The organism is Jeotgalibacillus soli (genome assembly GCF_000829435.1).
Classification (GTDB): domain Bacteria; phylum Bacillota; class Bacilli; order Bacillales; family Jeotgalibacillaceae; genus Jeotgalibacillus; species Jeotgalibacillus soli.
The window spans coordinates 45,683-68,487 of sequence record NZ_JXRP01000017.1; the positions used below are offsets into that span (position 1 = coordinate 45,683).

Sequence of the window (22,805 nt, forward strand, 5' to 3'; positions counted from 1 at the left end):
GATGTTGAGCGGCTCAAGGAGTAGTTTTTAGGAGAAAAGGGAATAAGCTAATAGCGTAATAAGGAAGGGAGTTAAAATGAGTGGCTGAAAGATTTGTGTATGCCGTTTCTCGTTTTTTTAAGGAGCGCTTTTATGATCAGTCTGCACAAACTGCTTATTATTTTATGTTGTCGATTTTTCCTTTTTTATTTATGGCGTTTTCCATTGCAAGCTTCCTTCCGATTAACTCAGGTGATTTACTCACTGTTATTGAACCTTATGCACCAGCAAACTCCTATGATCTCATCCAGTATAATCTTTCGGCTATTTTAGATTCTGGACAAGGGCGAGTTCTTTCCATCAGTGTCATTGCAACCTTTTGGCTTTCTTCTATGTCTATACAATCGCTGGTCCGTTCGATGAACGACGTTTATAATGTGAAGAGGGAGCAAGGCTTTATACGTGGTCTTTTCGGTGACTTTTTTCTGACCATGGGTCTTGTGGTTGTATTGCCTTTATCCATTTTAATTCCCATACTGGAGAAGCTGCTTTATAGATGGGTTGAACAAACGCTATGGTTTTCGCTCGATTGGTTTCATTTGTGGGCATATGTAAGATGGGGAATTGGGACACTCACCCTGTTTTTGTTTTTCTGGCTGCTGTATCGTTATTTACCGAGCTGCCGGCTATCATGGAGATCTGTCATACCAGGTGCAATCTTTGCGACGATCGGCTGGCAAGCAATCTCTGAAGGATTTTCCTTGTATGTAAGCCATGGTGATTATACAAGATTATACGGACAGTTGGGTTCTGTCATTATTCTTATGATTTGGTTCTACTTAACAGCTGTTATTTTGTTATTTGGCGGGCTGTTAAATGTGTACAGAAAAAAATAGTCTTTATAAATAAAAATGAATGTTTAGCAGGGGGCTGCGTGATGGCGTCAATTGTGTTATATGATGGTGATTGTAATGTCTGCAGTTGGAGTGTGCAATTCATTATGAACAGGGATCGGGATGGGCATTTTCATTTTGCATCTTTGCAAGGAGAGCTGGGGCAAAAATTGCGAAGAACATACGAGGTGAATCCGCTTGATGACTCCGTACTGCTTGTGGATCGGGATCAGATTTATACAAAATCGACTGCTGCCCTTCGGATTTGTAGAAATTTAAAAGGCGGCGTTCAGCTGCTGTCCCTTTTTCTTTTTGTACCGAAATCTATTCGTGATGCGGCTTATGATGTCGTCGCACGTAATCGTTTTCGGTGGTTTGGTCATCCCAAGCATTGTAAGCTCCCAACAAAAGAAGAGCGAAGGAGACTATTGGATTAGTCTTCTTCGCTCTTCTCTTGCTGGCATTTACTTTTCTTGCAAGCTGGATTTTTTCACTGTGAACAGGTCTTTCATTACTTGAATGCCAATGACGAAGCACAGCATTCCCATAAGCCAAAGAAGTGCGGCTACCCCATTAAAAATTGCACCTGATCTACTAGGCTGTCAATTGGGGTAGTGGATGCGGATTGATCACGTATCCCCATCCAAAAGAGGAAATTTGCACCGATCATAAATAAAAGGTGTGCACCTCTCCATAAAAAGGCTCCCTTCATTTTGGGAGCGTATTTAATAGACCAAATGGAGAAAATGAAAACAGCAGTTGCAACAACTACAAATCCCCATTCTAAAATAGTTATAAAGGTTTCATTTAACGGCAGTCCATTCATTTCTATAAGCTCCTTGCAGCCAATAGATTTACTATATCCATTATTCCTGATGTTTTTTTTTCCACCATGAATCTGCTTAAATTGTTAAGATTTTATAAACAGACTGAACCCCCTGCTTATTATACTGAGTATGCCTCAAAGCAGGGGGTTCACATTTTACACACCGTGTGTGACCTCTAATGTATTAAGTTCTTTTGAAAGCTCCATGAATGCGACTTGATCTTTCTGATCTAGTGCTTCATCGAGGGCTGTTAAAATCTGTTGTTTGCGCTGCTTCAATAGAATTTCGTTGATTACCATATCAACGTAAATTTCCATCATTGTCATTTCACTGGATTGTTTTTGAGGGACGGTTGACTCATTCATAAACTCTGCGAACGATTTGTTATTTTCCATCTTCATCACCCCTGTTGCTTTTTTTCATTATAGGGAATAAAAGAAATAATATCAACAGAAAATTTATAATTTTTTGATAAATGGTATTAGAAAGATTATCAGAAGATTTATGAATAGAGAAAATTTACAAAAAAACATATCTTTTGATCTATACAAAAATATATTTTATAGTGTATGATGGTTCCATATTCATATAAAGGAGTGATTTTGTGGAAAAAACCAAGAAAAATAATTATTTGGATAATATCTATGTTGTGAACTCTCAGACGATGCTTTTAGAGCCGATTATTGAAAATGGCAAGAGAAAAACGACCGTTTATGAAAAAGACAAGGCATCTTTCGTCGTTCCACATGACCCGCAAGAGATTATCCAACATTCCTGCCATTATTTTCTATCTTCTTATGAAGGCCGCAAGCATTCAACGAAAGTATTAACAAATATTCGGCATAAACCACCCATTGTGATTGACCCCGTAACTTCCGTGTATTTCTTTTCTACTCATTCAGACACCAATGACAGCAATCGATGGCTTTCTCTTCAACATTTACAAGCATACGCATCCGATCAAAAAGACATAACCCGTGTTACATTATCAGGAGGCGAGGAAGTGAATCTTCCAGTTTCTGTACCATCATTTGTTCAACAATTTTTAAAGGCATCGCATCTTTACAGCCGTGCCCAGTTTAACTTCGATGAAATTCGTGAGCAGACTGAATCATCCTATTCAATCGAACAACGGGCAAATCGTCTGCTATTTCTCGAATACTTTGATCGTCTGGAGCGCAGTGATCAATCAAAAACTAAGAGAAAGTAACGCCTGTCTTCGGCTTTGAGCTAAGAACATTACGGGCAGAATAGCGCTCATATAAATAAAACTTCAGCAGCGCTTCTACATGATTTCGAAGCCGAGGGTTAAAATAGTTATGCTGCTCTTCGTATCCTTTATAGACAAAAAGATAAAGCGTAAAAGCGTCATCGGAGGTCAGCTTGACAACCTTCATCTGGTTCTCACGCAAATGTCGTTTAGCCACAGCCAAGTCTCTTTGCACGGCCTTCATTGTATCTTCAATAAGCTCTAAATAAGGGTTCTTTAGTTTGAATGGACTGTTCTCGACAACACGTCGATCCCGTTCTAGCACGGTTAAAAGCATAGGTAAATAAAATGCCTCCTCTAATTTGTCTCGATCCTCCGCTGGAATCTTCGTCATGTCCAGGCCTCCTTAAAAAGAACGTATGTTCGTATTAATTATTTTACACAGATTTTATTAACTTACAATAGGAAATTTATTCCGAACACATGATTTTTATTTGCATTATTCTCGCAAAAATCTGATAATGTAATGTGTTGGTTATCTCGATATCCGAAATAAATAAATACGTTTTGAAGAAAAGGGAGGGGTATTTGTGGCAGGGAAACGCAAAGTTACAGCGGAGGATCTTTATTTAATTCAGTCTGTAACAGATCCAAGATGGTCACCGAATGGAGAAGAGGTTGTTTATGTTAAGACACATATTCATAAAGACAACCATACATACGTATCAAATTTGTATCACCTGGATGTAACAAGTGGAACAACTGAGCAATGGACATTTGGAGAGGGAAGAACATCGTCGCCAAGATGGTCACCAAACGGAGAAAAAATTGCTTTTGTTTCAAATCGAAGCGGTAAAAACCAGATTTATGTATTATCTAAGCGCGGTGGTGAAGCAAAGCAAGTAACGGAAGCACTGCATGGAGCCGGCAATCCAGTATGGTCTCCTTGCAGCGGAAAGCTTGCATTTACAGCTTCCCTTAAAGCGGAAGAAACACTTGCACCTGGAGAAGAAAAGAAAGAGTCCGATGAGAAGGAAGAACTGAAGCCTTTTGTTACAACTTCCATGAAATATAAGGCTGATGGTTCAGGATTGCTGGATGGAAAAGAGCAGCACATAGGTATTGTTGATCTAGAAACGGATGAAGTGACACAGCTCACAGAAGGAGAGCATAGCTATACGTTATTTGACTGGTCGCCGAATGGGGAACAGCTTGCTTATGCAGCCAATGATCAAGTTGAGCAAAAGGACTTCTCTTTTAATAACGAACTTTATTTGTACAACTTGACTGAAAAAACACGTCAGCATATTGAGACGAAAGAGGGATATGCGGGGGGAGCAAAATGGTCTCCAGATGGTAAGTATCTTGCCTTTCTAGCAAGTGAGCGTAGGTTTGAGAATGCAACTCATGCAAAACTCTGGGTGTATGAAGCATCAACTCAAACGAAGCAATGTATAACAGAAGGAATTGACGCACCAGTGGGGGACTATGTGGTTGCCGATATTCAACAGGGAGCTAGTGTGCAAAGCGTAGTATGGAACAATGAGGAAAGCTTTTATTTCGTCATAAGTGATCAGGGGAATGTGAAATTGTACTATGGGTCAGTTGCAGGAGAGGTATATCCAGCATTAGATGGAGACCATCACGTCTATGGGTTTGATGTGCATGGATCTTCTCAGCAAGTCATTGCAGCGGTAAGTACACACACAAATCCTGGAGATCTGCATCTATTGCATATTCCAACGGGAAAGAATCAACAGCTAACGGAAGTAAACAATGAATGGCTGCAGGAGGTAGAAGTTGTTCATCCTGAATCAATTGTTTACAAAGGTGCAAATGACTGGGAGGTGCACGGCTGGTTTATGAAGCCTGCTGGTTTTGCAGAAGGGGAAAAATACCCCCTCGTACTAGAAATTCACGGTGGTCCTCATGCGATGTACGCCAATACGTTTTTTCATGAAATGCAGCTGTTAGCGGCCCAAGGATATGCGGTGCTTTATGTGAATCCACGCGGAAGCCATGGATATGGGCAAACCTTTGTCGATGCTGTAAGAGGAGATTATGGAGGAAACGATTACCAGGACCTTATGGCGGCTGTAGACTACGCACTTGAGCAATACGATTTCATTGATCAAGATCGATTGGGCGTAACAGGCGGCAGCTATGGAGGGTTTATGACAAACTGGATTGTAGGTCATACTGATCGCTTTAAGGCTGCAGTTACCCAGCGGTCGATTAGTAATTGGATCAGCTTTTATGGAGTCAGTGATATTGGCTACTACTTTAGTGAATGGCAAATCCAAGCGGATTTAAATGATTTTGATACATTATGGAAGCACTCGCCGCTAGCCTATGCAGCTGACATCAAAACACCTTTATTAATTTTGCATAGTGAAAAGGATTACCGCTGTCCAATTGAACAGGCAGAACAGCTGTATATTGCTTTAAAGAGACAGGAAAAAACGACTACATTTGTCCGTTTTCCTGAATCAGACCATAACTTATCGCGCACGGGTAAACCAAAGCTTCGAATTGAACGTCTTCATCACATAACAGGGTGGTTTAAAGAATACCTATAAGATTGTTTGGTGCTCAAAGAGCTACACCTTTATCAGGTGTAGCTCTTTGTTTAATTGTAAGAAATTTAGGGGAATATTAAGGTACACCAATCGTGAGAATGACTTGAAATATGCTATACTTAAAAAACAGTATTGTCGATGGTGATGTCAAAAGAAGGAGCATCTAAATGGCGTTAGAAAGTCTTGAAGCATGGCTGACGATAGAGAAAATCAGAGAAATGATCGGTGAATATCGATCATTTGGACCGTTAATAGGCTTGTTATTGCCGGTCTTAGAGGCATTCCTCCCATTTTTGCCGCTTGTTGTGTTTGTTGTTGCAAATGCTAATGCTTATGGATTGTTAGCAGGGATATTAATCTCTTGGGCGGGTGCATCAATTGGAGCACTATTGGTGTTCTTACTTATAAGGAGATATGGAGATAGACGATTTCTTACTTTTATTCGAAATCAAAAGCAGGTGCAAAAATTAACAAATTGGGTTGAGCGCCATGGTTTCGGTCCGCTATTTCTTCTTCTTTGCTTCCCATTTACTCCCTCCGCCCTGGTCAATGTAGTAGCAGGGCTTTCAAGAATAAGCGTATTACAATATATGCTCGCCGTTGTCACAGGCAAGCTTGTCATGATCGCGACTATTAGCTTTATTGGTGCAGATATTGTTTCATTGATAAGGGAACCGTTAAAAACCGCTATGGTACTAATCGCAATCTTTGTTTTATGGATTGTTGGAAAGCAAATTGAGAAGCGCATTAATTTAAAAATGGAACGAGATATACAAATAGAAAAGGAACAGAAAAAGAGTGGCGGCAAATCCGTGGCGCTTGAAAGGTTGGAGAGCAAATGGAATCGTGGAAAAAGGAAGGCTTCGAATGGCTCAAAGCATTAGCGGTTGGTCTAGTCATCGTTCTAGTTGTAAGGATCTTTCTATTTTCAAATTATGTGGTAGAAGGAGTATCTATGCAGCCTACGCTGGAAGATGGAAACAAACTTGTTGTAAATAAAATCGGCTATCAAATTGGTGAACTCAATCATTTTGATGTCATCGTTTTTCATGCAAACGAAAATGAAGATTATGTAAAACGAGTAATCGGTCTTCCAGGAGATAAAATTGAATTTATTGATGATCAATTATATATAAATGGTGAACAGCATCCTGAACCCTATCTAGACGCCTTTCGACAGGGAAATGGTGATGAGCGGCTAACAGGGGACTTTACGCTGGAAGAGTTGACAGGTCAACCTGTTGTTCCTGAAGGAATGGTATTTGTCCTTGGGGATAATCGAAAACAAAGCTTGGATAGCCGCATCTTTGGCTTTGTTGATCAAGATACGGTTGTTGGGAAGGTAAATCTCCGCTACTGGCCGTTAAATGAAATGGAAGTTAAGTTCTATGAATAAAGCATATTGACTGGTCCTTTATGACTGGTCTTTTTTTGCGGGAAAAGGATTGTATAAATTAGTCGCGAATGCTGAATAAGAGGTGATGACAAGTGTTGTTGACAAATGATCATATAACGCTTGGACCAGTACATGAGAATGAATTTGAACAAATGGCTTCATGGTATGTTCATGAATCGTTCGGTCGACGGTTAGATGCCCGTCCACTTCAGTTTAAAACAGCTGATGAAATGAAAAAGTGGTGGACAGGCAGTAGTCAACAGGAGTATCGATTCGGCATTCGATTAAAAGAAACGAATCAGCTGATCGGATTTGTAGAAATGGACGGAATTCTTTGGAATCATGGAACGGCCTGGGTCTCCATTGCAATTGGCGAGTCATCACAATGGGGCAAAGGGTATGGCAAAGAAGCGATGGAGTGCTGTATCCGCTTTGCTTTTATGGAACTGAATCTGCATCGTCTTCAGCTAACAGTATTCTCCTATAACGAACCTGCCATCCGTTTATATGCTGCACTAGGATTTACAAGAGAAGGTGTTTATCGAGAATTTATTGAACGCAATGGAAAGCGGTATGACATGATTTTATATGGCTTGCTGCGGTCGGAATGGGCTTCTGAAAAGACATTTAGTCTATAAAAGTTATTCAAAACAAGGGAACGTGCGTTCTTTTTTATAGTATAATATGGTTATTACATTTGGTTAAAGGAGGGCCATAATGGCACTAATAATTAAACTTGGAAGAGCCGGATCTGGTAAAACGGCTGCAATCATGAAAAATATTCAGAACAAGCTAAAAGAAGAGCCGAATGGGCACCCTATTGTGCTGCTTGTACCAGAGCAAATGACCTTTCAATCTGAGTATCGTTTGGCGACTGCACCCGGTGTGCATGGAATGATCCGAGCGCAAGTATACAGTTTTAAACGGCTGGCTTGGCGAGTATTACAGGACACAGGTGGTGCGTCAAGACAGCATATAAACAGCACCGGGGTAAACATGCTTATTCGTAAAATCATGAATGAACAGCAGGATCAGCTTTCACTATTTGGACGCGCAGCAAAGAAGCATGGATTTATACAGCATGTGGAAAATATGCTGACTGAATTCAGGAGATACTGCATAAAACCCGATGATTTATTACAGCAAACAGCGGATTTAAGTACGATGAATGCACCTAAATCACTTGTAGATAAACTGCATGATCTTGAGCGTATTTATCGTGCGTTTGATGATCAGCTGACTGGGAAGTATATTGACGCTGAGGATTATTTTCGTCTTCTTGCAGAAAAAGTATCTCATTCTAGATGGATACAGGAAGCGGAAATTTATATAGATGGATTTCATAGTTTTACCCCACAGGAATATCTCGTGCTTGGTGAGCTGATGCGTACAAGCAAAGAGGTGACTATTGCACTGACGCTTGATCAGCCGGGAGCAGATGAGACAAGTCTTTTTAGGCAAACATCTGAAACGTATGAGCGGATCAGAGAGCTTTCAAAAGAACATGGGATATCTGTAACGGTGGAAAAAATCAATGATGAGGGACAGCAGCGTTTTACAGAAGGCAGCCTTGCTTGCCTGGAAAAAGAATTTGACCGGCGGCCGGGTATTGCGTTTCAGGAAGATTCACGACTTGTTCTGCTTGAAGCATCAAACAGAAGAGCAGAGGTAGAAGGGATTGCACGCGAAATCCGACGACTGGCACGAGAAGAAGGGTATCGCTATAAGGACATGGCGATGCTGATCCGGAATGGACAAGCGTATCATGATTTAATTGAACCCGTTTTTCATGATTATGAAATCCCGTATTTTATCGATCAAAAACGGACGATGTTAAACCATCCACTCGTAGAGCTAATTCGTTCATCTCTTGAAATTATTACGAAAAACTGGCGCTATGAACCCGTTTTTCGAGCGGTTAAAACAGAGCTTCTTTTTTCTGATATGACGAGCGTATCAAATGTAAGACAGCAAATGGACCGTTTGGAAAACTATGTATTAGCTCTAGGGGTTCAAGGCGATCGGTGGATAAAACAAGACCGCTTCCGTTATCGTCGCTTTAAAGGGCTTGATTTTGTTGATTCACCGCAAACGGATGAAGAATTGCGTATAGAAGAAGATTTAAATGAAGCCCGAGCCATCATTATAGAGCCCATTCAACGGCTATCGAAAAGAATGGATAGAAGTGTTACAGTGCGTGAAAAAAGCAGGACGTTATACCAATTCCTTGATGAGCTATATATTCCTGAAAAGCTTGAACAATTGGTGATGGCAGCGGAAGAAAAAGGAGATCTTATTCGGGCAAGAGAGCACGATCAAGTATGGGATGCCATAATGGATCTTCTGAATCAGCTGGTTGAAATGCTCGGAGAAGAAGAAATGGATACGAAAAACTTCGCTGATCTGCTTGATGCAGGGCTTGAAGTATTAAATTTTTCACTCGTGCCGCCTGCAATTGATCAAGTGATTGTTGCGGATATGGATCTGTCGAGATTGCCGGATATTCGGGCGGCTTTCATTATGGGGGTAAATGATGGAGTCATGCCGCAGAGAATTCAAGATGATGGAGTGCTAGCCGAGGATGACAGAGAATGGCTTGAGCGCTCAGGATTGAACCTTGCGCCAAGCGCACGAAAAAAGCTTTTAGATGAGGACTTTTTAGCGTACCGGGCATTTACATCGGCGGCCGATTGGCTATTTGTATCATTTCCAATAGCGGATGAAGAAGGAAAAGCGATGTTGGCATCGCCATATATAAAAAAACTTCAGCAATTATTGCCTATGCATACACGAAAACTGCTTTTGAATGATCCTGTTGAGCTGCCTATAGAGGATCAGCTCGATTACATTTGTCATCCAACCCCAACAGCCTCCTATTTAACGACACAGCTTCAGCAGATGAAGCGGCATTACAAAATGTCGGAACGATGGTGGGATGTGTACAATTTTTATGTACAGGATGATCTTTGGCATGAATCAAGCAAGAGAATTCTTTCGAGCTTATTCTATCAAAATCGAACGCAGCCGCTGTCACCATCTACCACGAAGGAGCTTTATGGTGAGTCAATTTTAGCGAGCGTATCAAGGATGGAACGTTTGAACAGCTGTGCATTCTCTCATTTTTCAAGTCATGGCTTAAAGCTTCAGGAGCGCAGTGTGTACCGGTTGGAGGCGCCGAATATAGGAGAGCTGTTTCATGCCGCGCTGAAATGGATATCAGAGCAGCTGCTCAAAAGAGGGATTGCCTGGCCAAGCCTATCAAAACAGCAGTGTATGCAGCTTGCAAAGGAAGCAGTTGCTTATTTAGCACCAAAATTACAGCATGAAATTTTGTTGAGCTCGAATCGGTACCATTACATTGCACGTAAATTAGAAAGTGTCATTGGACAAGCTTCCTTTATTTTAAGTGAACATGCTCGCTCAAGCGGATTTGTTCCGATAAGAGTAGAGGTTGGTTTTGGTCCTAGACAGGAACTGCCGCCGCTCAGCTTTACACTATCAAACGGAACGAAAATGCAGCTGCAGGGAAGAATTGATCGGGTGGATACAGCAAGTCTTGATGATAAAGTGTATTTACGCGTCATCGATTATAAATCAAGCGCCAGGGATCTAGATTTTACTGAAATCTACTATGGCTTATCACTTCAAATGCTTACGTATTTAGATATCGTTCTTGCCAACTCCAAGCAGTTAGTAAAAACAGAAGCGGATCCTGCAGGCATTTTATATTTTCATTTGCATAACCCTATGATTAAAAGTAAAAAGAGATTAACAATGGAAGAAATTGAACAAGAGCTGTTTAAGCAGTACAAAATGAAGGGGCTTGTATTAGGTGATGCCGAAGCTGTTAAACTAATGGATCAAACGCTTGAACAAGGCCAATCCTCCATCGTGTCCGCAGGGCTTAAAAAAGATGGCACACTACGCTCGGATTCGAAGACAGCAAGCAAGCAGGAGTTTCAAGCTATGAGAAATCATACGAGAAATCTTTTCCAGTCATCGGGTGATCGGCTAATGAATGGTGACGTTTCAATCGATCCATATGAATTCAAGAAAAGAACACCTTGTCAATTTTGCTCGTACAGATCTGTATGTCAATTTGATCCGGCATTAGAGAATAATGAGTACCGTCGATTAATACCTAAGAAACCAGAAGATTTGCTCATGACGGTAAGAGAGGAGGAGTGGCAGCTTGATACCAATTAAACCGGCAGACGCCACATGGACAGATGATCAATGGAAAGCGATATGGGCAAAGGATCAAGACATACTGGTAGCAGCAGCTGCCGGCTCCGGTAAAACGGCGGTCCTTGTCGAGAGGATGATTCAAAAAGTACTGTCGCAGGTAAGCCCCATCAATGTAGATGAGCTATTGGTTGTGACGTTTACGAATGCATCGGCAGCAGAAATGAAACACCGTGTTGGACAGGCACTTGAAAAAGCCATCGAACAATTTCCTGAATCAAAACATTTAAGAAGGCAAGCGAGTTTGTTAAATAAAGCATCAATCTCAACTCTTCATTCCTTTTGTCTGGAAGTCATTCGGACTTATTACTATTTAATTGATATAGACCCCGGCTTTCGAATCGCGGATGATGCGGAGGCTGAGCTCTTAAAAGATGAAGTAATGGAGGAAATGCTTGAGCAGGAATACGGTCAGGCAGAAAACGAGCCATTTTTTCGCTTAGTAGATGCTTTAACAAGCGATCGAAGTGACCAGGACCTGCAACAGTTAATTAGAAAGCTTCATACTTTTTCACGGTCGCATGCAGACCCGGATGGCTGGTTGGATGAGCTCGTCCAGTTGTATAATGTTCCCCCGGATACCAAAATCGATGATCATCCATTAGCGCATTTTCTGCTTTTTCATATCCAGCTTGAGCTTGAAGGTGCTATTCAGCTGTGTAAACAAGCGTTGGAAACGACCAGAGTGTCTGGTGGTCCGTACCCAAGAGCGGAAAATTTTGAAGATGACATCAGACAGCTTGAGTCTCTAAAACAGACAGCTTCATGGTCCGATTTATACGATCAGATACATGCAGTCTCTTTTACTCGTTTAAAGGCTTGTAAAGGAGACGAATTTGATGAAGGGCTGCTGGAGCAATCAAAAAAATGGAGAGACCAGGCGAAGAAAATGGTGGATTCCATTAAGGATTCCTTTTTTATCCGAAAACCTGAAAACTATTTTCAAGACATGAGAGAAATGACGGACCAGCTAAAGCCTCTTGTTCAGCTCGTTAAGCAGTTCCATAAAGGATTTAGTATGGCAAAGGCGGAACGAGGCTTAGTAGATTTTGCTGATTTGGAGCATTTTTGCCTGGCAATTTTAATGGAGCAGGGGAGCAAAGAGTCTGTTGCATCAGAAGCTGCGATGCATTACCAGCGTAAATTTAAAGAGGTACTGGTTGATGAATATCAGGACACCAATATGGTTCAAGAAACCATCCTTCAGCTTGTAAAAAGCGGAAGCGAAAAAAACGGGAACCTATTTATGGTGGGAGATGTCAAGCAGTCCATTTATCGCTTCCGGCTGGCTGAACCAAATTTATTTCTATCAAAATACCGTGCCTTCTCATCCTCTGAAGGAATGGACACGGGATTAAAAATCGATCTTTCCCAAAATTTCCGGAGCCGTCCGGCGGTATTGGACGCAACGAACTATTTATTTAGACAAATTATGGGCGTGAGGGTAGGAGAGGTAGCATATAACCGTGAGGCAGAATTAAAAAAGGGTGCTCCTTATCCGGAAGACGTCGTTATGCCAGTTGAAGTGGCGATGATCGACCAGTCCTCGGACTCAGGTGACACAGAAGAGGCATTTGATGTGCCAGATGAAGTAATGGACGAAAGAGAGCTTGAGAAATCACAGCTTGAAGCAAGATATATGATTAAAAAAATTAGGAACCTAATTGATCAAGAAACGCTTGTCTACGACATAAAAAGCGGCCGTCATCGTCCACTGGAATATCGTGATATTGTCATCTTAACTCGGTCGATGACGTGGACACCTGATACGATGGAAGAATTTAAGCAAGCAGGGATTCCTCTTTATGCTAATGTCTCAACAGGGTATTTTGAGGCTACAGAAGTAGCAATCATGGTCTCATTGTTAAAGATTATTGATAACCCTCATCAGGATATTCCACTCGCATCCGTCCTTCGCTCTCCGATTGTTCGATGCAGTGAAGAACAGCTTGGAAATATTAGAACAGCAGCTTCTTCCGGAACTTTTTACGATGCTTTGCAAGCATATGCAATGACAGGTGGAAAGCAGGAGGACGATTTATTAAGAGGAAAAGTAGAATGGTTTATTCATCGTCTGAATGAATGGAGGAAAATGGCAAGAAGCGGAGCGTTAGCAGAATTGATTTGGCAGCTATATCGTGATACACAATTTTATGACTTTGTTGGCGGACTTCCTAGTGGAAAACAGAGGCAAGCAAATTTACGAGCGCTATATGATCGTGCTCGTCAATATGAGTCCACCTCTTTTAGGGGATTATTTCGATTTTTGCGCTTTGTGGAACGGATGAGGGAACGCGGTGATGACTTGGGTGCAGCAAGAGCATTAAGTGAACAAGAGGATGTCGTTCGGCTTATGACAATCCATTCAAGTAAAGGGCTTGAGTTCCCGGTTGTTTTCATATCAGGAATGGCACGGCCCTTTAATCAGATGGATTTGAGGAGCAAGTTGTTACTGGATAAAGATTTTGGACTGGCATTGCCCTATGTTCAGGCTGAAAAAAGAATCAGCTATGACTCTTTGCCGCAGCTCGCATTAAAAGAGAAAAAAAGACTGGAAAATCTTTCAGAAGAAATGCGTGTGCTGTATGTCGCGATGACACGTTCAAAAGAACGTCTCTATATGGTGGGGACGCTGTTAAACACAGCGGCATCAATAAAAAAATGGAATGCAGTAAGCAATCATTCGGAATGGCAGCTCCCGGACTATACGAGGAAAGCTGCAAAATCTTACTTTGACTGGATAGGACCGGCTTTAGTGCGTCATCCGCAAGCGTCAACCTTACGAGAAGGATTTACACAAAACGATCTTTCAGAAGCGTCTGATGATCCATCAAAATGGCTGGTTCAGGTGATACGTCCTGATGAATTAATACTTGATACAGCGATAAGTGGTCATGAGGCAGAATATCTTGATCTTGTGTCGGCCCATCACGAAGTTCCGGTGGAAAGCGACGATAAGGAAGCTATTTTACGTCGTTTAACCTGGAAATATCCATATCGGGCAATGACAAGTAAACGATCTAAACAGTCTGTTTCTGAAATAAAAAGAATGAATGAGGTCCAGGATGAACGTAGTGCTCTCGATTTGATGAAACGTTCGCAGAGAAAAGCATTTGATCGTCCCTCATTTTTACAGGAAACAAAAATGACTGCAACTGAAAAAGGAACGGTTATGCATGCAGTAATGCAGCAAATTCCTGTAACACATACTCCATCAGCAGAAGAACTTACTCTCTTGCTAGAAGACATGATTACAAGAGAACTAATCACACCGGAACAAAAGCTGGCGGTTAATCCTGAACAAATTTTAGCCTTCTTTGAAACAGACATTGGAAGACGAGTGGTGCAAGCCCAGTCGGTACAGCGTGAAATCCCATTTACTTATGCAACAACCTCTTCTGAGCTGGGGCTGCTGAATGAAGGGAATGACCCGCTTGATCAAGTTATTATTCAAGGGATCATCGACTGTTTGTTTGAGGATGAGAACGGTCTGGTTCTATTGGATTACAAAACAGACCGAATAACGGATCGGTTTGAAGGAGGGTTTGATCAGGCTAGACGAGTGATGGAGAGAAGATATACGACGCAGTTAAAAATGTACAAAAATGCCCTTGAGAAAATATTAGGCAGAAAAATTAATCAAACGGTTCTCTTCTTTTTCGATGGTGCACATGTCTTAGAGCTTTCTGAACTTTAAACCACCCTGTCAAAAACAGGCACAATGAAAATGAATTTTCATTGTGCCTGTTTTTTATGTTGGTCCAACAATGGGTTGGTCAATGCCGTTTATATCAAAGGTTTGATTGAGGCTAAAGCCGTTGTTGTTAACGTGAAATGGTCCGGTATTGAAACCGCCGGAACCGCCAGTACTTTTAGTTGAGCTTTTGGGAGCAACAATAGCGGCATCGCCGAATTGAATAACGCCTCCGCCGATATTAAGAATTTGTAAAGGGCCTATAATGGCAGGCAAGGTGATCACTTCTTTCTATTATTTCTTAAAACCATCTGGTGTATGATAAAACTGTCGAATATGTTTTGTTCGCGAAACCATACGAACATGGGAGCTGTCACCCACATGTAAAACGGATGAAGCAGATATCCCGACGATATTAATTGTTTCAGCATGATTTTCGGTTGGGTGAAGCAGGTGGTTGATCATTGTTAAACGTCCAGCAGCAGAAGGGCGATAGAAAATTGAATAGTGTTCAAAGGGAGCCTCCTGCCCGAAAAACACTTCAACCTCACGATGGACCGCGATAATATTTGAATGGCTGTCAATCAAAGCACTGTCACCAATTTGAATGACAGATGAAAAAGACAATGTATTGATTAAAACATGATTAACCGTTGAAGTCATATTTACCCTTCAGGTGTGAGAGGGACAAATGGACCGACAATAAGTGACTCAGGTGGCGTATCAAATGCTGAGTCGAGCTGGATTGATCCAATGTCACCAACATGTACGAGTGAGGATGATGAAACACCGATAATGTGAATAAGCTTGACGTGATTTTCCAGGTGTTGAATATACACTTTATTATTCTCCTTTCACATTAGGCTGCTGTGCATGGAGGGACTGAAGAGCGTGTGATAAATCTCGTTCAATAAGTGCTTTTAATAGCTCGTCTGATGGGGGAGTTTGTCCTTCGTGATTGGCTTTAAGGTGTTCGATCCGTCCTGGGAGCTGATTCATTAACTGGTTAATTAGCACATCCTCAGATAGTGGCGATCCATTTGGATCTACAATTTGACTATGCTCAGAAAATACGATGGGGATTTGCTCGGTCAAATAATTTCTTGCATGAGAGATCAACTGATCTTGTTGTACAGATTTTATCGGCCACCCTGGAATTTCAACATTTTCATGGTTTGATAGGTCAGAAGGTGATAATCCGATTGATAACGTCCCTTCGAGCGTTTCAATCTTTAATTGATCAAAATTATATTCTATTTTTTCTATGTGGATAGGAGGAGTGGAAGCGGACTGTCCCTGAAGCTTTTGTTCAATTTCTTGCAGACGCTTCGTGCAGTCTGCGAGCTGCTGCTGGAGTACGGAAAGCTGATAGTATAATTGCTGAATAACAAACACCTCCAGGGTGATTAGGGATTTGTTAGTGGAACAAAGACATCTTGAACAGCTGGCGTTAGTGAAGGAGCGGGCTTTGTGAATCCGCCGCTGTTGGATAGTTCGGCTCGAGCTTGAATCGTGCCGACAGTTCCGATCTGTAAAATGGATGAATTAGCCATACTGCCAATTTTAATCATATTGATCGTGATATGCTGATGAATGATCCAATTAGGTTCCATTTTTACCTCCAGCCAGCAAAACTTTGGTCAATTTGATCTTGATCCCAAGTATTGGTTACGGATTGATGATTTTCTACATATAAACCATCGCCAGTGTTAAACGATCCCGCACCCGCAAAGGTTTTAGTAAAAGATAGAGGCTGTATTGAGAAGCAGTCACCGATATGCATAACTCCGCTTGAACCGAGAGAAGTAATATGAATAGCTCCAACAAATGCTGGCATTAATGGCACACCCTTTCGCCAAATAAACGAAATGATGATACATTATATGAGTGAACGAACGAAATGTGCAAAGAATAGTTGAAATGGAGGAGTAGACTTGAATGCAATTCAACCTGTAGATGCAACCAGCAGGATCGCATCCTTAGATGTTATGAGAGGTTTTTCTCTATTAGGTATTTTAATTGTAAATATGATTGCTTTTCATTCACCCATGTATTATTACGACCCTTATACATGGTGGGGGGATACAGCTAATCGTACAGTATATTGGTGGATCGATGTTTTTGCCCAGGCAAGCTTTTACCCATTATTTTCAATGATGTTTGGATATGGGTTGGCCATACAATATCGCCGGTCTGTTGAAAAAGGTTCGAATTTTATGCCATTTGCTATAAAGCGATTATTGATTTTACTTGGCATTGGAATCATTCATGCTTTTGTTATATGGTCGGGGGATATACTCATCAGTTATGCTGTAGTTGGATTGCTATTGATATGGATGCTGAAACTTGATGGGAAATGGCTTCTGATCTTAGGGTTAATCTTATTTTTGCTGCCTCAGGTGTTGCTCTCAGGCATTATGATTCTAGCGTCATTCATTGATCCAACAGGCATTACCTATTTTTCAGCGCCGCAAGCAATACAAAGCTCGATAGAAGCATATGGGTCTGGAAGTATTCAGGCGATTTTTGAACAAAGAACGAGCGACTGGATGTATGCAAATAGTCCGGCAGCATTTGTCACTCTTATGATCACGATTCTGCCTTTAATGATGATAGGAGCAGGTGTATCAAAGCTCGGTTTGCTTGAAAAAGCCAAGGAAAAGAAAAAAATGCTCTGGACCATTGCGCTGATTACGCTAACGGCTGCATTAGCACTAAAAACAGCTCCTTACTGGGGAGAACAAAACCTGGCATATGTATTTATTCAAGACTTTGTGGGCGGGCCCATTTTATCGATGTCGTATATGGCATTAATTGCTCTTTATATGACAGGAGAAAAACGAGCTGCTCTTTTAAGACCAATCGCACAGGTCGGAAGAATGTCATTAACCAATTATTTAATGCAGTCGATCATTGGTACGCTTATTTTTTACAATTATGGACTTGGACTTTATGGAGAAGTAAATCTTAGCACGAGTGTTCTACTTGCACTTGGGATTTTTGTTATTCAAGTGATCCTTTCAGAGCTTTGGCTCGCAAAATATAAACGTGGTCCGATGGAAACGCTGTGGAGGAGGTTATCATACGGAAAAATGTAAAATAACAGTACACGAGCACCTTAAAGAATGTATAATAGAATAATAATTCAGACTTTAAGGAGTGTTCACCTAATGAAATTTCTATCTTTTCGTTTTGAAGACAAACTGCTCTACGGAGTGAAAGTGAAAAAGGAAGAGGCCGCATGGAATATTGTACGTATACATAAGGAGCTCCTTCCAAATGAAAACGTCCCAGCCAGTCTTCTAGAAGGCATTCAAAACGGAATGGAGCTGCAGGAAACAGTACGAAAATGTATCAGAGCAGCAGAAGAAAGTGATCATGTGTCACGCTATAAAGTGAAATTTACCGACTTGGTTTGGGAAGCCCCAATTCCAAGAACTCCTAAAAATGTTATTTGTATCGGTAAAAACTACCGTGATCACGTGATGGAGCTCGGCGGTGATGGAAATGTACCAGAAGCGATAGTTGTATTTACCAAAGCAGCCACATCGATTACAGGTGATAATTCTCTGATCCCTTCCTATGAAGAGATCACTAAGGAACTAGATTACGAGGGAGAGCTTGCGATCGTAATCGGTAAAAAAGGTAAAAACATCCCGAAGCAGCAAGCCATTGATTATGTATTTGGCTATACAATAGTTAATGATGTTACGGCAAGAGATCTGCAATTAAAGCATAAGCAATTTTTCCTTGGGAAAAGCCTGGATGCAACATGCCCAATGGGACCGTATCTTGTATCAAAAGACGAAATCCCAAATCCAGGTCAGCTGAGTATTGTTACGAAGGTGAATGATGAAATTCGTCAAGACGGTAATACGAGAGATATGCTGTTTTCAATTGAAGAAATTATTGCAACGCTTTCAAGAGGAATGACGCTCGAGCCAGGCGACGTTATCGCTACGGGAACACCTGCAGGCGTTGGAAAAGGGATGAATCCACCTGAATTTCTTAAAAAAGGGGACCAGGTCAAGATTTCGATTCAAGGAATTGGAACTCTATTTAATGAAATAGGGGAATAATGATGATAAGGCCGCTAAATGCGGCCTTTAGTATATAGACAAAGGAAAATTACTCCCCCTTCAGGCTGTTGAAGGCAGTAAGGGGAAGTTTTTGAAATAGACAAGGTTTGTGATTATCTCCAAGTGAAATTATGGTACGATAAGAGCAGAATGAAGATAAACAGATAGGAGGTTTACAATGCTTGATTCAACACATTTGCACATCACATCATGGGTGATCGCCCTTATTCTCTTTTTCGTAGCGCTGGCACTACATAATAGCGGACAGGCAAAAGGAAATAAAATTGTCCATATGGTACTTCGCTTGTTTTATGTGGTCGTCATCTTTACAGGAGGGTATCTTTTCTTTGAGTACTCGGATATTAATGCAGCGTTATATGGCGTGAAGTTCCTGTTGGGTGTATTGGTTATTGCTTTTATGGAAATGATCCTTGTACGCCTGAAAAAAGGAAAATCAACGAAAGTAATGTGGATATTATTTGTCATTTCACTTCTTTGTACGCTGTATCTTGGATTCCGTTTACCAATAGGATTTAACTTTTTTATGTAATAAAAGAAAGAGGATAATTTGTTTAAACTGGTACCTATGTCAAGGACACAGTAAAAAAAAGAGATTAAGCAGCTACAAGATGATTCCTATATTGAATAGGGGTCATCTTTTTTAAATTCCATTGATAGCGGTAATTGTTATAGTAAACCATATAATGATTTATTTTCGACTTCAATTCATTTAATGTTCTTGCCGATTTATAATCGACGTCATCCTTCAAATGGCCAAAGAATGACTCTTGAGGGGCGTTATCCCAACAGTTACCTCTCCGTGACATGGGCTAGCCTAGACCATATTTTTTTAATAGCTTCTGGTAACGTGGGCTTGTGTAATGACTACCTTGGTCCGAGTGAATGAAGGCATCTTCATGAAGTGTAACTTTCTTGTTGTTCATCAATTTTTGAATAGTCTTGGTTGCGATATCCAAAGTAATGCGATCAGACACATGGTAAGCCAGGATTTCATTGGTGGATGTATCTTTAATGATCGACAAATAGGCCATACTATTACCGTTATATGGAAAATAAGTGATGTCCGTTAGTAACACTTTTCCGGGGACCCCTTGTTTAAATTCCCTATTTAATTTGTTTGGGACGACCTGATGCTCTTTGGTTGCTTTTGCGATCTTTTTATAAGGATTAGGCCTTCTATGAGGGCAGATAGTCTCATATTTCATCATGATCCTTTGTATCTTCTTACGGCTGAAGACAATATTGAAATCGTTCTCTAAAATCATTTTGATTGAACGTGACCCTTTCTTGTACCCCCGTCGATCAAATGCCATTAATATGATTTCCTTCGCTTCCAGGTCTAATTTCTCTCTTGCTTCCCGGCTGGTGGAGGACTTTAGGCAGCTGTAATATCCAGAATGGGAGACGTCTAAAAGTTCACAAAAATATCTGGTCACTCGTTTGAATCCATTCTGCTCAATGGTCTCATAAATCAATTGATATGCTTTATTTGGATTTAGATTTTCGCTTTCGTTTAACAGCCTCCTTTCTGTCACTTCTAGCTTTTTTAACAGCTCTACCTGCCCCTCTAAAAGCTTGATTCTGGCATTCTGCCTTTCAATTACTTCAGATGGTGTAAGTTCTCGTCTCAAAGGTCTTCCGGAAGCTGTTTTCCTCGAATCTGTAAGCCCGATCAACCCTTTGTCTTCATACGCTTTCTTCCATCGGAAAGCTGATTGTTCAATTCTTTTCATTCCAATCATGTCAGTGTCAAATCCGTTCTCCGCGAAAATTAGCCGAGGCAATTTCCCAGCCAGATATTCATCCATAAATTTATTTTTAAAAGCATCCGTATAAGTAATCGATTTTTCGCTGACACGGTGAACATTTGGATTCTTTTGAAGTAATTTTATCTCTGTAGTTGAAAAAGTTATTTTACTCATATTTTCTCCTAAGCCCTATCTTATGAAATATAAGTATATAAAAAATACCTGTAGGTGAAACACTCTTTTTCGAGTGTCCTACCTACAGGTACCAGTTTAAATAGAGGCTCTTTCTTTTTTTTAGATAAAAGATCAGTAACGAAGCTATACGGTTTTCCTAGCTTTTGGATTTTGTACAGAGGAACCAAGCTGATTAAGACGTTCAACCAAATCTCCTCCATTTGTTGCAGTTTCCGTTAATGTTGGAGATGAGAGGAGTTCTTTAAACTCGTAAGCATTCGATCCGTGCTCAGCAAAATCAAGACCAGCAAGCTCCTCTTCTCTTGTAACACGAATGCCCCCAAGAGATTTCATCACCCAAACAGTAGCTCCTGCTGCTAGTGATACCCATGCAATAACAGCTAATACGCCAATCGCTTGAACACCTAACAGTGAAGCTCCGCCGCCGTAGAACAGGCCATTTGCTGAATCAAATAATCCTACAGCTATGGTTCCCCAGATTCCACATATACCATGGACAGCAATTGCTCCAACAGGATCGTCCAGTTTTAGTACAGTATCAAGTAGACGGATGCCTTCGACAAGAATCACACCTGCAATTAAGCCAATAATCATTGCACCGACTAGCGATACATTTGCTGTACCAGCAGTAATCCCAACTAGTCCGCCTAACGCACCATTAAGTGTAATAGATGGATCAATCTTTTTAAAGCGAAGCTTCGTGTATAAGGCAGATGAGATAATACCACCAGAAGCTGATAATAGAGTAGTAGATAATACCACAGGTACAAGTGTAGGATCAGCTGCCAGAGAGCTTCCTCCGTTAAATCCAAACCAGCCAAACCATAAAATAAATACGCCTAGTGCACCAATCGGAATGTTATGACCAGGAATAGCGTTCACCTGTGTGCCTTCGTATTTACCAAGGCGTGCTCCTAAGAAGATAACGGCCATTGTTGCTCCGACAGCTCCTGTTAAGTGAACAACCGTAGAGCCGGCAAAATCAACAAAACCTAGTGATGAAATCCAGCCCCCACCCCAAACCCAGTGGCCGACAACAGGATAAATAAAACCAGCCATCATGATTGTTAAAAGAACATAGCTGCCAAGCTTCATACGCTCCGCTACAGCACCTGAAATAATTGTAGCGCAAGTTGCGGCAAAAACAGCCTGGAATAAGAAGAAACCAATATCTTCTACTCCATTTAAGGCAAACCCGCTAGTTCCCATAAATCCATTCGAGTTACCGAACATGATTGCGAAGCCGACTAAGAAATAAAGAAATGATCCGATTGCAATGGTTAGAACGTTTTTCATTAAAACATTTAATGTATTTTTAGCTCTGCTAAATCCGGATTCAACCATGGCAAACCCTGCATGCATAAAGAATACAAGCATAGCCGCGATCATAACCCACATTGTATCTAATGAAAATTGGACACTTTCAGCTGTTACTGGTGCAGCAAATACAGAAGTTGAAAGCATGCTGCCTACGATAACGATGGATCCGATTTTCTTTTTCATTGGAGCACCTCCGGTAAAATAATAAATAATTTAATATTCCGATTTATAAAACGGCTTCTTTTCCTCTTTCTCCGCTTCGAATACGAATCACTTCTTCTATAGGAGAAATAAATATTTTTCCGTCTCCGACTTGGCCGGTGCCACATGCCTCAATGATAACGCTAATGATCTCATCTACTTTATGATCCTCAGACACCATTTCGACTTTGATGCGCGATACTAGCGGCAATTCGTACGTTGTTCCGCGAAAAGCCCCTTTTTTCCCTTTTTGGTTGCCGCATCCAGCAGCTTCAAAAACAGTTAATCCGCTTATACCGATATGAACAAGTGCTTGCCGAAGTTCTTGAAATACCTCAGGCCTGATCACTGCTTCAATCTTCTTCAATAAGACCACTCCTTGTGTTATGTTTTATAACATCGTCTTCTACACATCTAA

At 41.0% G+C, this 22,805-nt stretch carries 23 protein-coding genes and 1 pseudogene; 12 read left to right on the plus strand and 12 right to left on the minus strand.

All coding sequences use genetic code 11. The features are described from left to right. Positions 1-80: 80 nt before the first annotated feature. Positions 81-875 carry a YihY/virulence factor BrkB family protein gene (locus tag KP78_RS09220; RefSeq protein ID WP_052474733.1) on the plus strand — a complete coding sequence of 265 codons (795 nt, stop codon included), beginning with the start codon at positions 81-83 and terminating at the stop codon, positions 873-875. Positions 876-916: 41 nt separating this feature from the next. After that, positions 917-1,309 carry a thiol-disulfide oxidoreductase DCC family protein gene (locus KP78_RS09225; protein WP_041088316.1) on the plus strand — a complete coding sequence of 131 codons (393 nt, stop codon included), beginning with the start codon at positions 917-919 and terminating at the stop codon, positions 1,307-1,309. 128 nt (positions 1,310-1,437) lie between these two features. Here KP78_RS09225 and KP78_RS09230 read toward each other — a convergent pair whose 3' ends face one another. Next, complete coding sequence (locus KP78_RS09230) at positions 1,438-1,698, minus strand: hypothetical protein (RefSeq protein WP_041088317.1); 261 nt, start codon at positions 1,696-1,698, stop codon at positions 1,438-1,440. A 156-nt stretch (positions 1,699-1,854) separates the two neighbouring features. Beyond that, positions 1,855-2,094: an IDEAL domain-containing protein gene (locus KP78_RS09235; RefSeq protein WP_041088319.1), complete on the minus strand. Its 240-nt coding sequence runs from the start codon at positions 2,092-2,094 to the stop codon at positions 1,855-1,857. A gap of 209 nt (positions 2,095-2,303) precedes the next feature. On the opposite strand from KP78_RS09235, the gene KP78_RS09240 reads away from it, so the two are divergent. Further along, the gene (locus KP78_RS09240) at positions 2,304-2,909 is read left to right on the plus strand and encodes a competence protein ComK (RefSeq protein ID WP_041088321.1); all 606 of its coding nucleotides are present in this window, start codon (positions 2,304-2,306) and stop codon (positions 2,907-2,909) included. On the opposite strand, the gene KP78_RS09245 is transcribed toward KP78_RS09240, so the two are convergent. Further along, positions 2,896-3,303: a YhjD family protein gene (locus tag KP78_RS09245; RefSeq protein ID WP_041088323.1), complete on the minus strand. Its 408-nt coding sequence runs from the start codon at positions 3,301-3,303 to the stop codon at positions 2,896-2,898. The two genes, KP78_RS09240 and KP78_RS09245, sit on opposite strands and share 14 nt — an antisense overlap. A gap of 196 nt (positions 3,304-3,499) precedes the next feature. Here KP78_RS09245 and KP78_RS09250 point away from each other — a divergent pair, with 196 nt between their 5' ends. The 6 genes from KP78_RS09250 (at position 3,500) to addA (ending at position 14,826) form a co-directional block, all read left to right on the plus strand. Continuing rightward, positions 3,500-5,488 carry a S9 family peptidase gene (locus tag KP78_RS09250; RefSeq protein ID WP_041088325.1) on the plus strand — a complete coding sequence of 663 codons (1,989 nt, stop codon included), beginning with the start codon at positions 3,500-3,502 and terminating at the stop codon, positions 5,486-5,488. Between the two features lie 167 nt (positions 5,489-5,655). Further along, entirely contained in the window at positions 5,656-6,372 is a 717-nt protein-coding gene (locus KP78_RS09255; RefSeq protein ID WP_084219932.1) for a TVP38/TMEM64 family protein, read from the plus strand. After that, complete coding sequence (gene lepB / locus KP78_RS09260; protein WP_041088327.1) at positions 6,327-6,884, plus strand: signal peptidase I; 558 nt, start codon at positions 6,327-6,329, stop codon at positions 6,882-6,884. The genes KP78_RS09255 and lepB overlap by 46 nt, the downstream gene beginning before the upstream one ends. A gap of 92 nt (positions 6,885-6,976) precedes the next feature. Next, complete coding sequence (locus KP78_RS09265) at positions 6,977-7,522, plus strand: GNAT family N-acetyltransferase (RefSeq protein ID WP_235420889.1); 546 nt, start codon at positions 6,977-6,979, stop codon at positions 7,520-7,522. Between the two features lie 79 nt (positions 7,523-7,601). Beyond that, positions 7,602-11,090 carry a helicase-exonuclease AddAB subunit AddB gene (gene addB / locus KP78_RS09270; RefSeq protein ID WP_041088329.1) on the plus strand — a complete coding sequence of 1,163 codons (3,489 nt, stop codon included), beginning with the start codon at positions 7,602-7,604 and terminating at the stop codon, positions 11,088-11,090. Further along, complete coding sequence (gene addA, locus KP78_RS09275) at positions 11,077-14,826, plus strand: helicase-exonuclease AddAB subunit AddA (RefSeq protein ID WP_041088331.1); 3,750 nt, start codon at positions 11,077-11,079, stop codon at positions 14,824-14,826. The genes addB and addA overlap by 14 nt, the downstream gene beginning before the upstream one ends. A gap of 54 nt (positions 14,827-14,880) precedes the next feature. Here addA and KP78_RS09280 read toward each other — a convergent pair whose 3' ends face one another. The 6 genes from KP78_RS09280 to KP78_RS09305 are packed head-to-tail and all read right to left on the minus strand — an operon-like array spanning position 14,881 to position 16,660. Continuing rightward, entirely contained in the window at positions 14,881-15,108 is a 228-nt protein-coding gene (locus KP78_RS09280) for a spore germination protein (RefSeq protein ID WP_422723704.1), read from the minus strand. Between the two features lie 9 nt (positions 15,109-15,117). Continuing rightward, positions 15,118-15,486 carry a spore germination protein GerPE gene (locus KP78_RS09285; protein ID WP_041088335.1) on the minus strand — a complete coding sequence of 123 codons (369 nt, stop codon included), beginning with the start codon at positions 15,484-15,486 and terminating at the stop codon, positions 15,118-15,120. A 2-nt stretch (positions 15,487-15,488) separates the two neighbouring features. Beyond that, positions 15,489-15,662, minus strand: coding sequence for a spore gernimation protein GerPD (locus KP78_RS09290; protein ID WP_052474734.1), 174 nt, complete (start codon positions 15,660-15,662; stop codon positions 15,489-15,491). A 4-nt stretch (positions 15,663-15,666) separates the two neighbouring features. Continuing rightward, the gene (gene gerPC, locus KP78_RS18625; RefSeq protein ID WP_052474735.1) at positions 15,667-16,218 is read right to left on the minus strand and encodes a spore germination protein GerPC; all 552 of its coding nucleotides are present in this window, start codon (positions 16,216-16,218) and stop codon (positions 15,667-15,669) included. A gap of 11 nt (positions 16,219-16,229) precedes the next feature. Next, a complete protein-coding gene (locus KP78_RS09300) occupies positions 16,230-16,436 on the minus strand; it encodes a spore germination protein GerPB (RefSeq protein ID WP_041088336.1) in 207 nt (68 codons plus the stop codon). Positions 16,437-16,438: 2 nt separating this feature from the next. Further along, the gene (locus tag KP78_RS09305; protein WP_041088337.1) at positions 16,439-16,660 is read right to left on the minus strand and encodes a spore germination protein; all 222 of its coding nucleotides are present in this window, start codon (positions 16,658-16,660) and stop codon (positions 16,439-16,441) included. A gap of 97 nt (positions 16,661-16,757) precedes the next feature. Between KP78_RS09305 and KP78_RS09310 the strand changes: the two genes are divergently transcribed. From KP78_RS09310 to KP78_RS09320, 3 genes are all read left to right on the plus strand, one after another. Further along, the gene (locus KP78_RS09310) at positions 16,758-17,921 is read left to right on the plus strand and encodes a DUF418 domain-containing protein (RefSeq protein WP_041088339.1); all 1,164 of its coding nucleotides are present in this window, start codon (positions 16,758-16,760) and stop codon (positions 17,919-17,921) included. 72 nt (positions 17,922-17,993) lie between these two features. Next, positions 17,994-18,902 carry a fumarylacetoacetate hydrolase family protein gene (locus tag KP78_RS09315; protein ID WP_041088341.1) on the plus strand — a complete coding sequence of 303 codons (909 nt, stop codon included), beginning with the start codon at positions 17,994-17,996 and terminating at the stop codon, positions 18,900-18,902. A gap of 178 nt (positions 18,903-19,080) precedes the next feature. Then, positions 19,081-19,452, plus strand: coding sequence for a YisL family protein (locus KP78_RS09320; protein WP_041088342.1), 372 nt, complete (start codon positions 19,081-19,083; stop codon positions 19,450-19,452). Between the two features lie 64 nt (positions 19,453-19,516). On the opposite strand, the pseudogene KP78_RS09325 reads toward KP78_RS09320, so the two are convergent. The 3 genes and pseudogenes from KP78_RS09325 to KP78_RS09335 all read right to left on the minus strand — a co-directional run bounded on the left by KP78_RS09325 (position 19,517) and on the right by KP78_RS09335 (position 22,754). Beyond that, positions 19,517-20,845 (minus strand): annotated as a pseudogene (locus KP78_RS09325) (IS3 family transposase). A 144-nt stretch (positions 20,846-20,989) separates the two neighbouring features. After that, a complete protein-coding gene (locus tag KP78_RS09330) occupies positions 20,990-22,369 on the minus strand; it encodes an ammonium transporter (RefSeq protein WP_041088344.1) in 1,380 nt (459 codons plus the stop codon). Between the two features lie 43 nt (positions 22,370-22,412). Continuing rightward, the gene (locus tag KP78_RS09335; RefSeq protein ID WP_041088346.1) at positions 22,413-22,754 is read right to left on the minus strand and encodes a P-II family nitrogen regulator; all 342 of its coding nucleotides are present in this window, start codon (positions 22,752-22,754) and stop codon (positions 22,413-22,415) included. Positions 22,755-22,805 lie beyond the last annotated feature (51 nt).

Excerpts from the sequence above, each read along its gene's own strand:
- KP78_RS09225 (WP_041088316.1), top strand. The coding sequence starts at position 917 with ATGGCGTCAATTGTGTTATATGATGGTGATTGTAATGTCTGCAGTTGG.
- KP78_RS09230 (WP_041088317.1), bottom strand. The coding sequence starts at position 1,698 with ATGAATGGACTGCCGTTAAATGAAACCTTTATAACTATTTTAGAATGG.
- KP78_RS09235 (WP_041088319.1), bottom strand. The coding sequence starts at position 2,094 with ATGGAAAATAACAAATCGTTCGCAGAGTTTATGAATGAGTCAACCGTC.
- KP78_RS09245 (WP_041088323.1), bottom strand. The coding sequence starts at position 3,303 with ATGACGAAGATTCCAGCGGAGGATCGAGACAAATTAGAGGAGGCATTT.
- KP78_RS09255 (WP_084219932.1), top strand. The coding sequence starts at position 5,656 with ATGGCGTTAGAAAGTCTTGAAGCATGGCTGACGATAGAGAAAATCAGA.
- lepB (WP_041088327.1), top strand. The coding sequence starts at position 6,327 with ATGGAATCGTGGAAAAAGGAAGGCTTCGAATGGCTCAAAGCATTAGCG.
- addB (WP_041088329.1), top strand. The coding sequence starts at position 7,602 with ATGGCACTAATAATTAAACTTGGAAGAGCCGGATCTGGTAAAACGGCT.
- KP78_RS09285 (WP_041088335.1), bottom strand. The coding sequence starts at position 15,486 with ATGACTTCAACGGTTAATCATGTTTTAATCAATACATTGTCTTTTTCA.
- KP78_RS09300 (WP_041088336.1), bottom strand. The coding sequence starts at position 16,436 with ATGGAACCTAATTGGATCATTCATCAGCATATCACGATCAATATGATT.
- KP78_RS09305 (WP_041088337.1), bottom strand. The coding sequence starts at position 16,660 with ATGCCAGCATTTGTTGGAGCTATTCATATTACTTCTCTCGGTTCAAGC.
- KP78_RS09315 (WP_041088341.1), top strand. The coding sequence starts at position 17,994 with ATGAAATTTCTATCTTTTCGTTTTGAAGACAAACTGCTCTACGGAGTG.
- KP78_RS09320 (WP_041088342.1), top strand. The coding sequence starts at position 19,081 with ATGCTTGATTCAACACATTTGCACATCACATCATGGGTGATCGCCCTT.
- KP78_RS09330 (WP_041088344.1), bottom strand. The coding sequence starts at position 22,369 with ATGAAAAAGAAAATCGGATCCATCGTTATCGTAGGCAGCATGCTTTCA.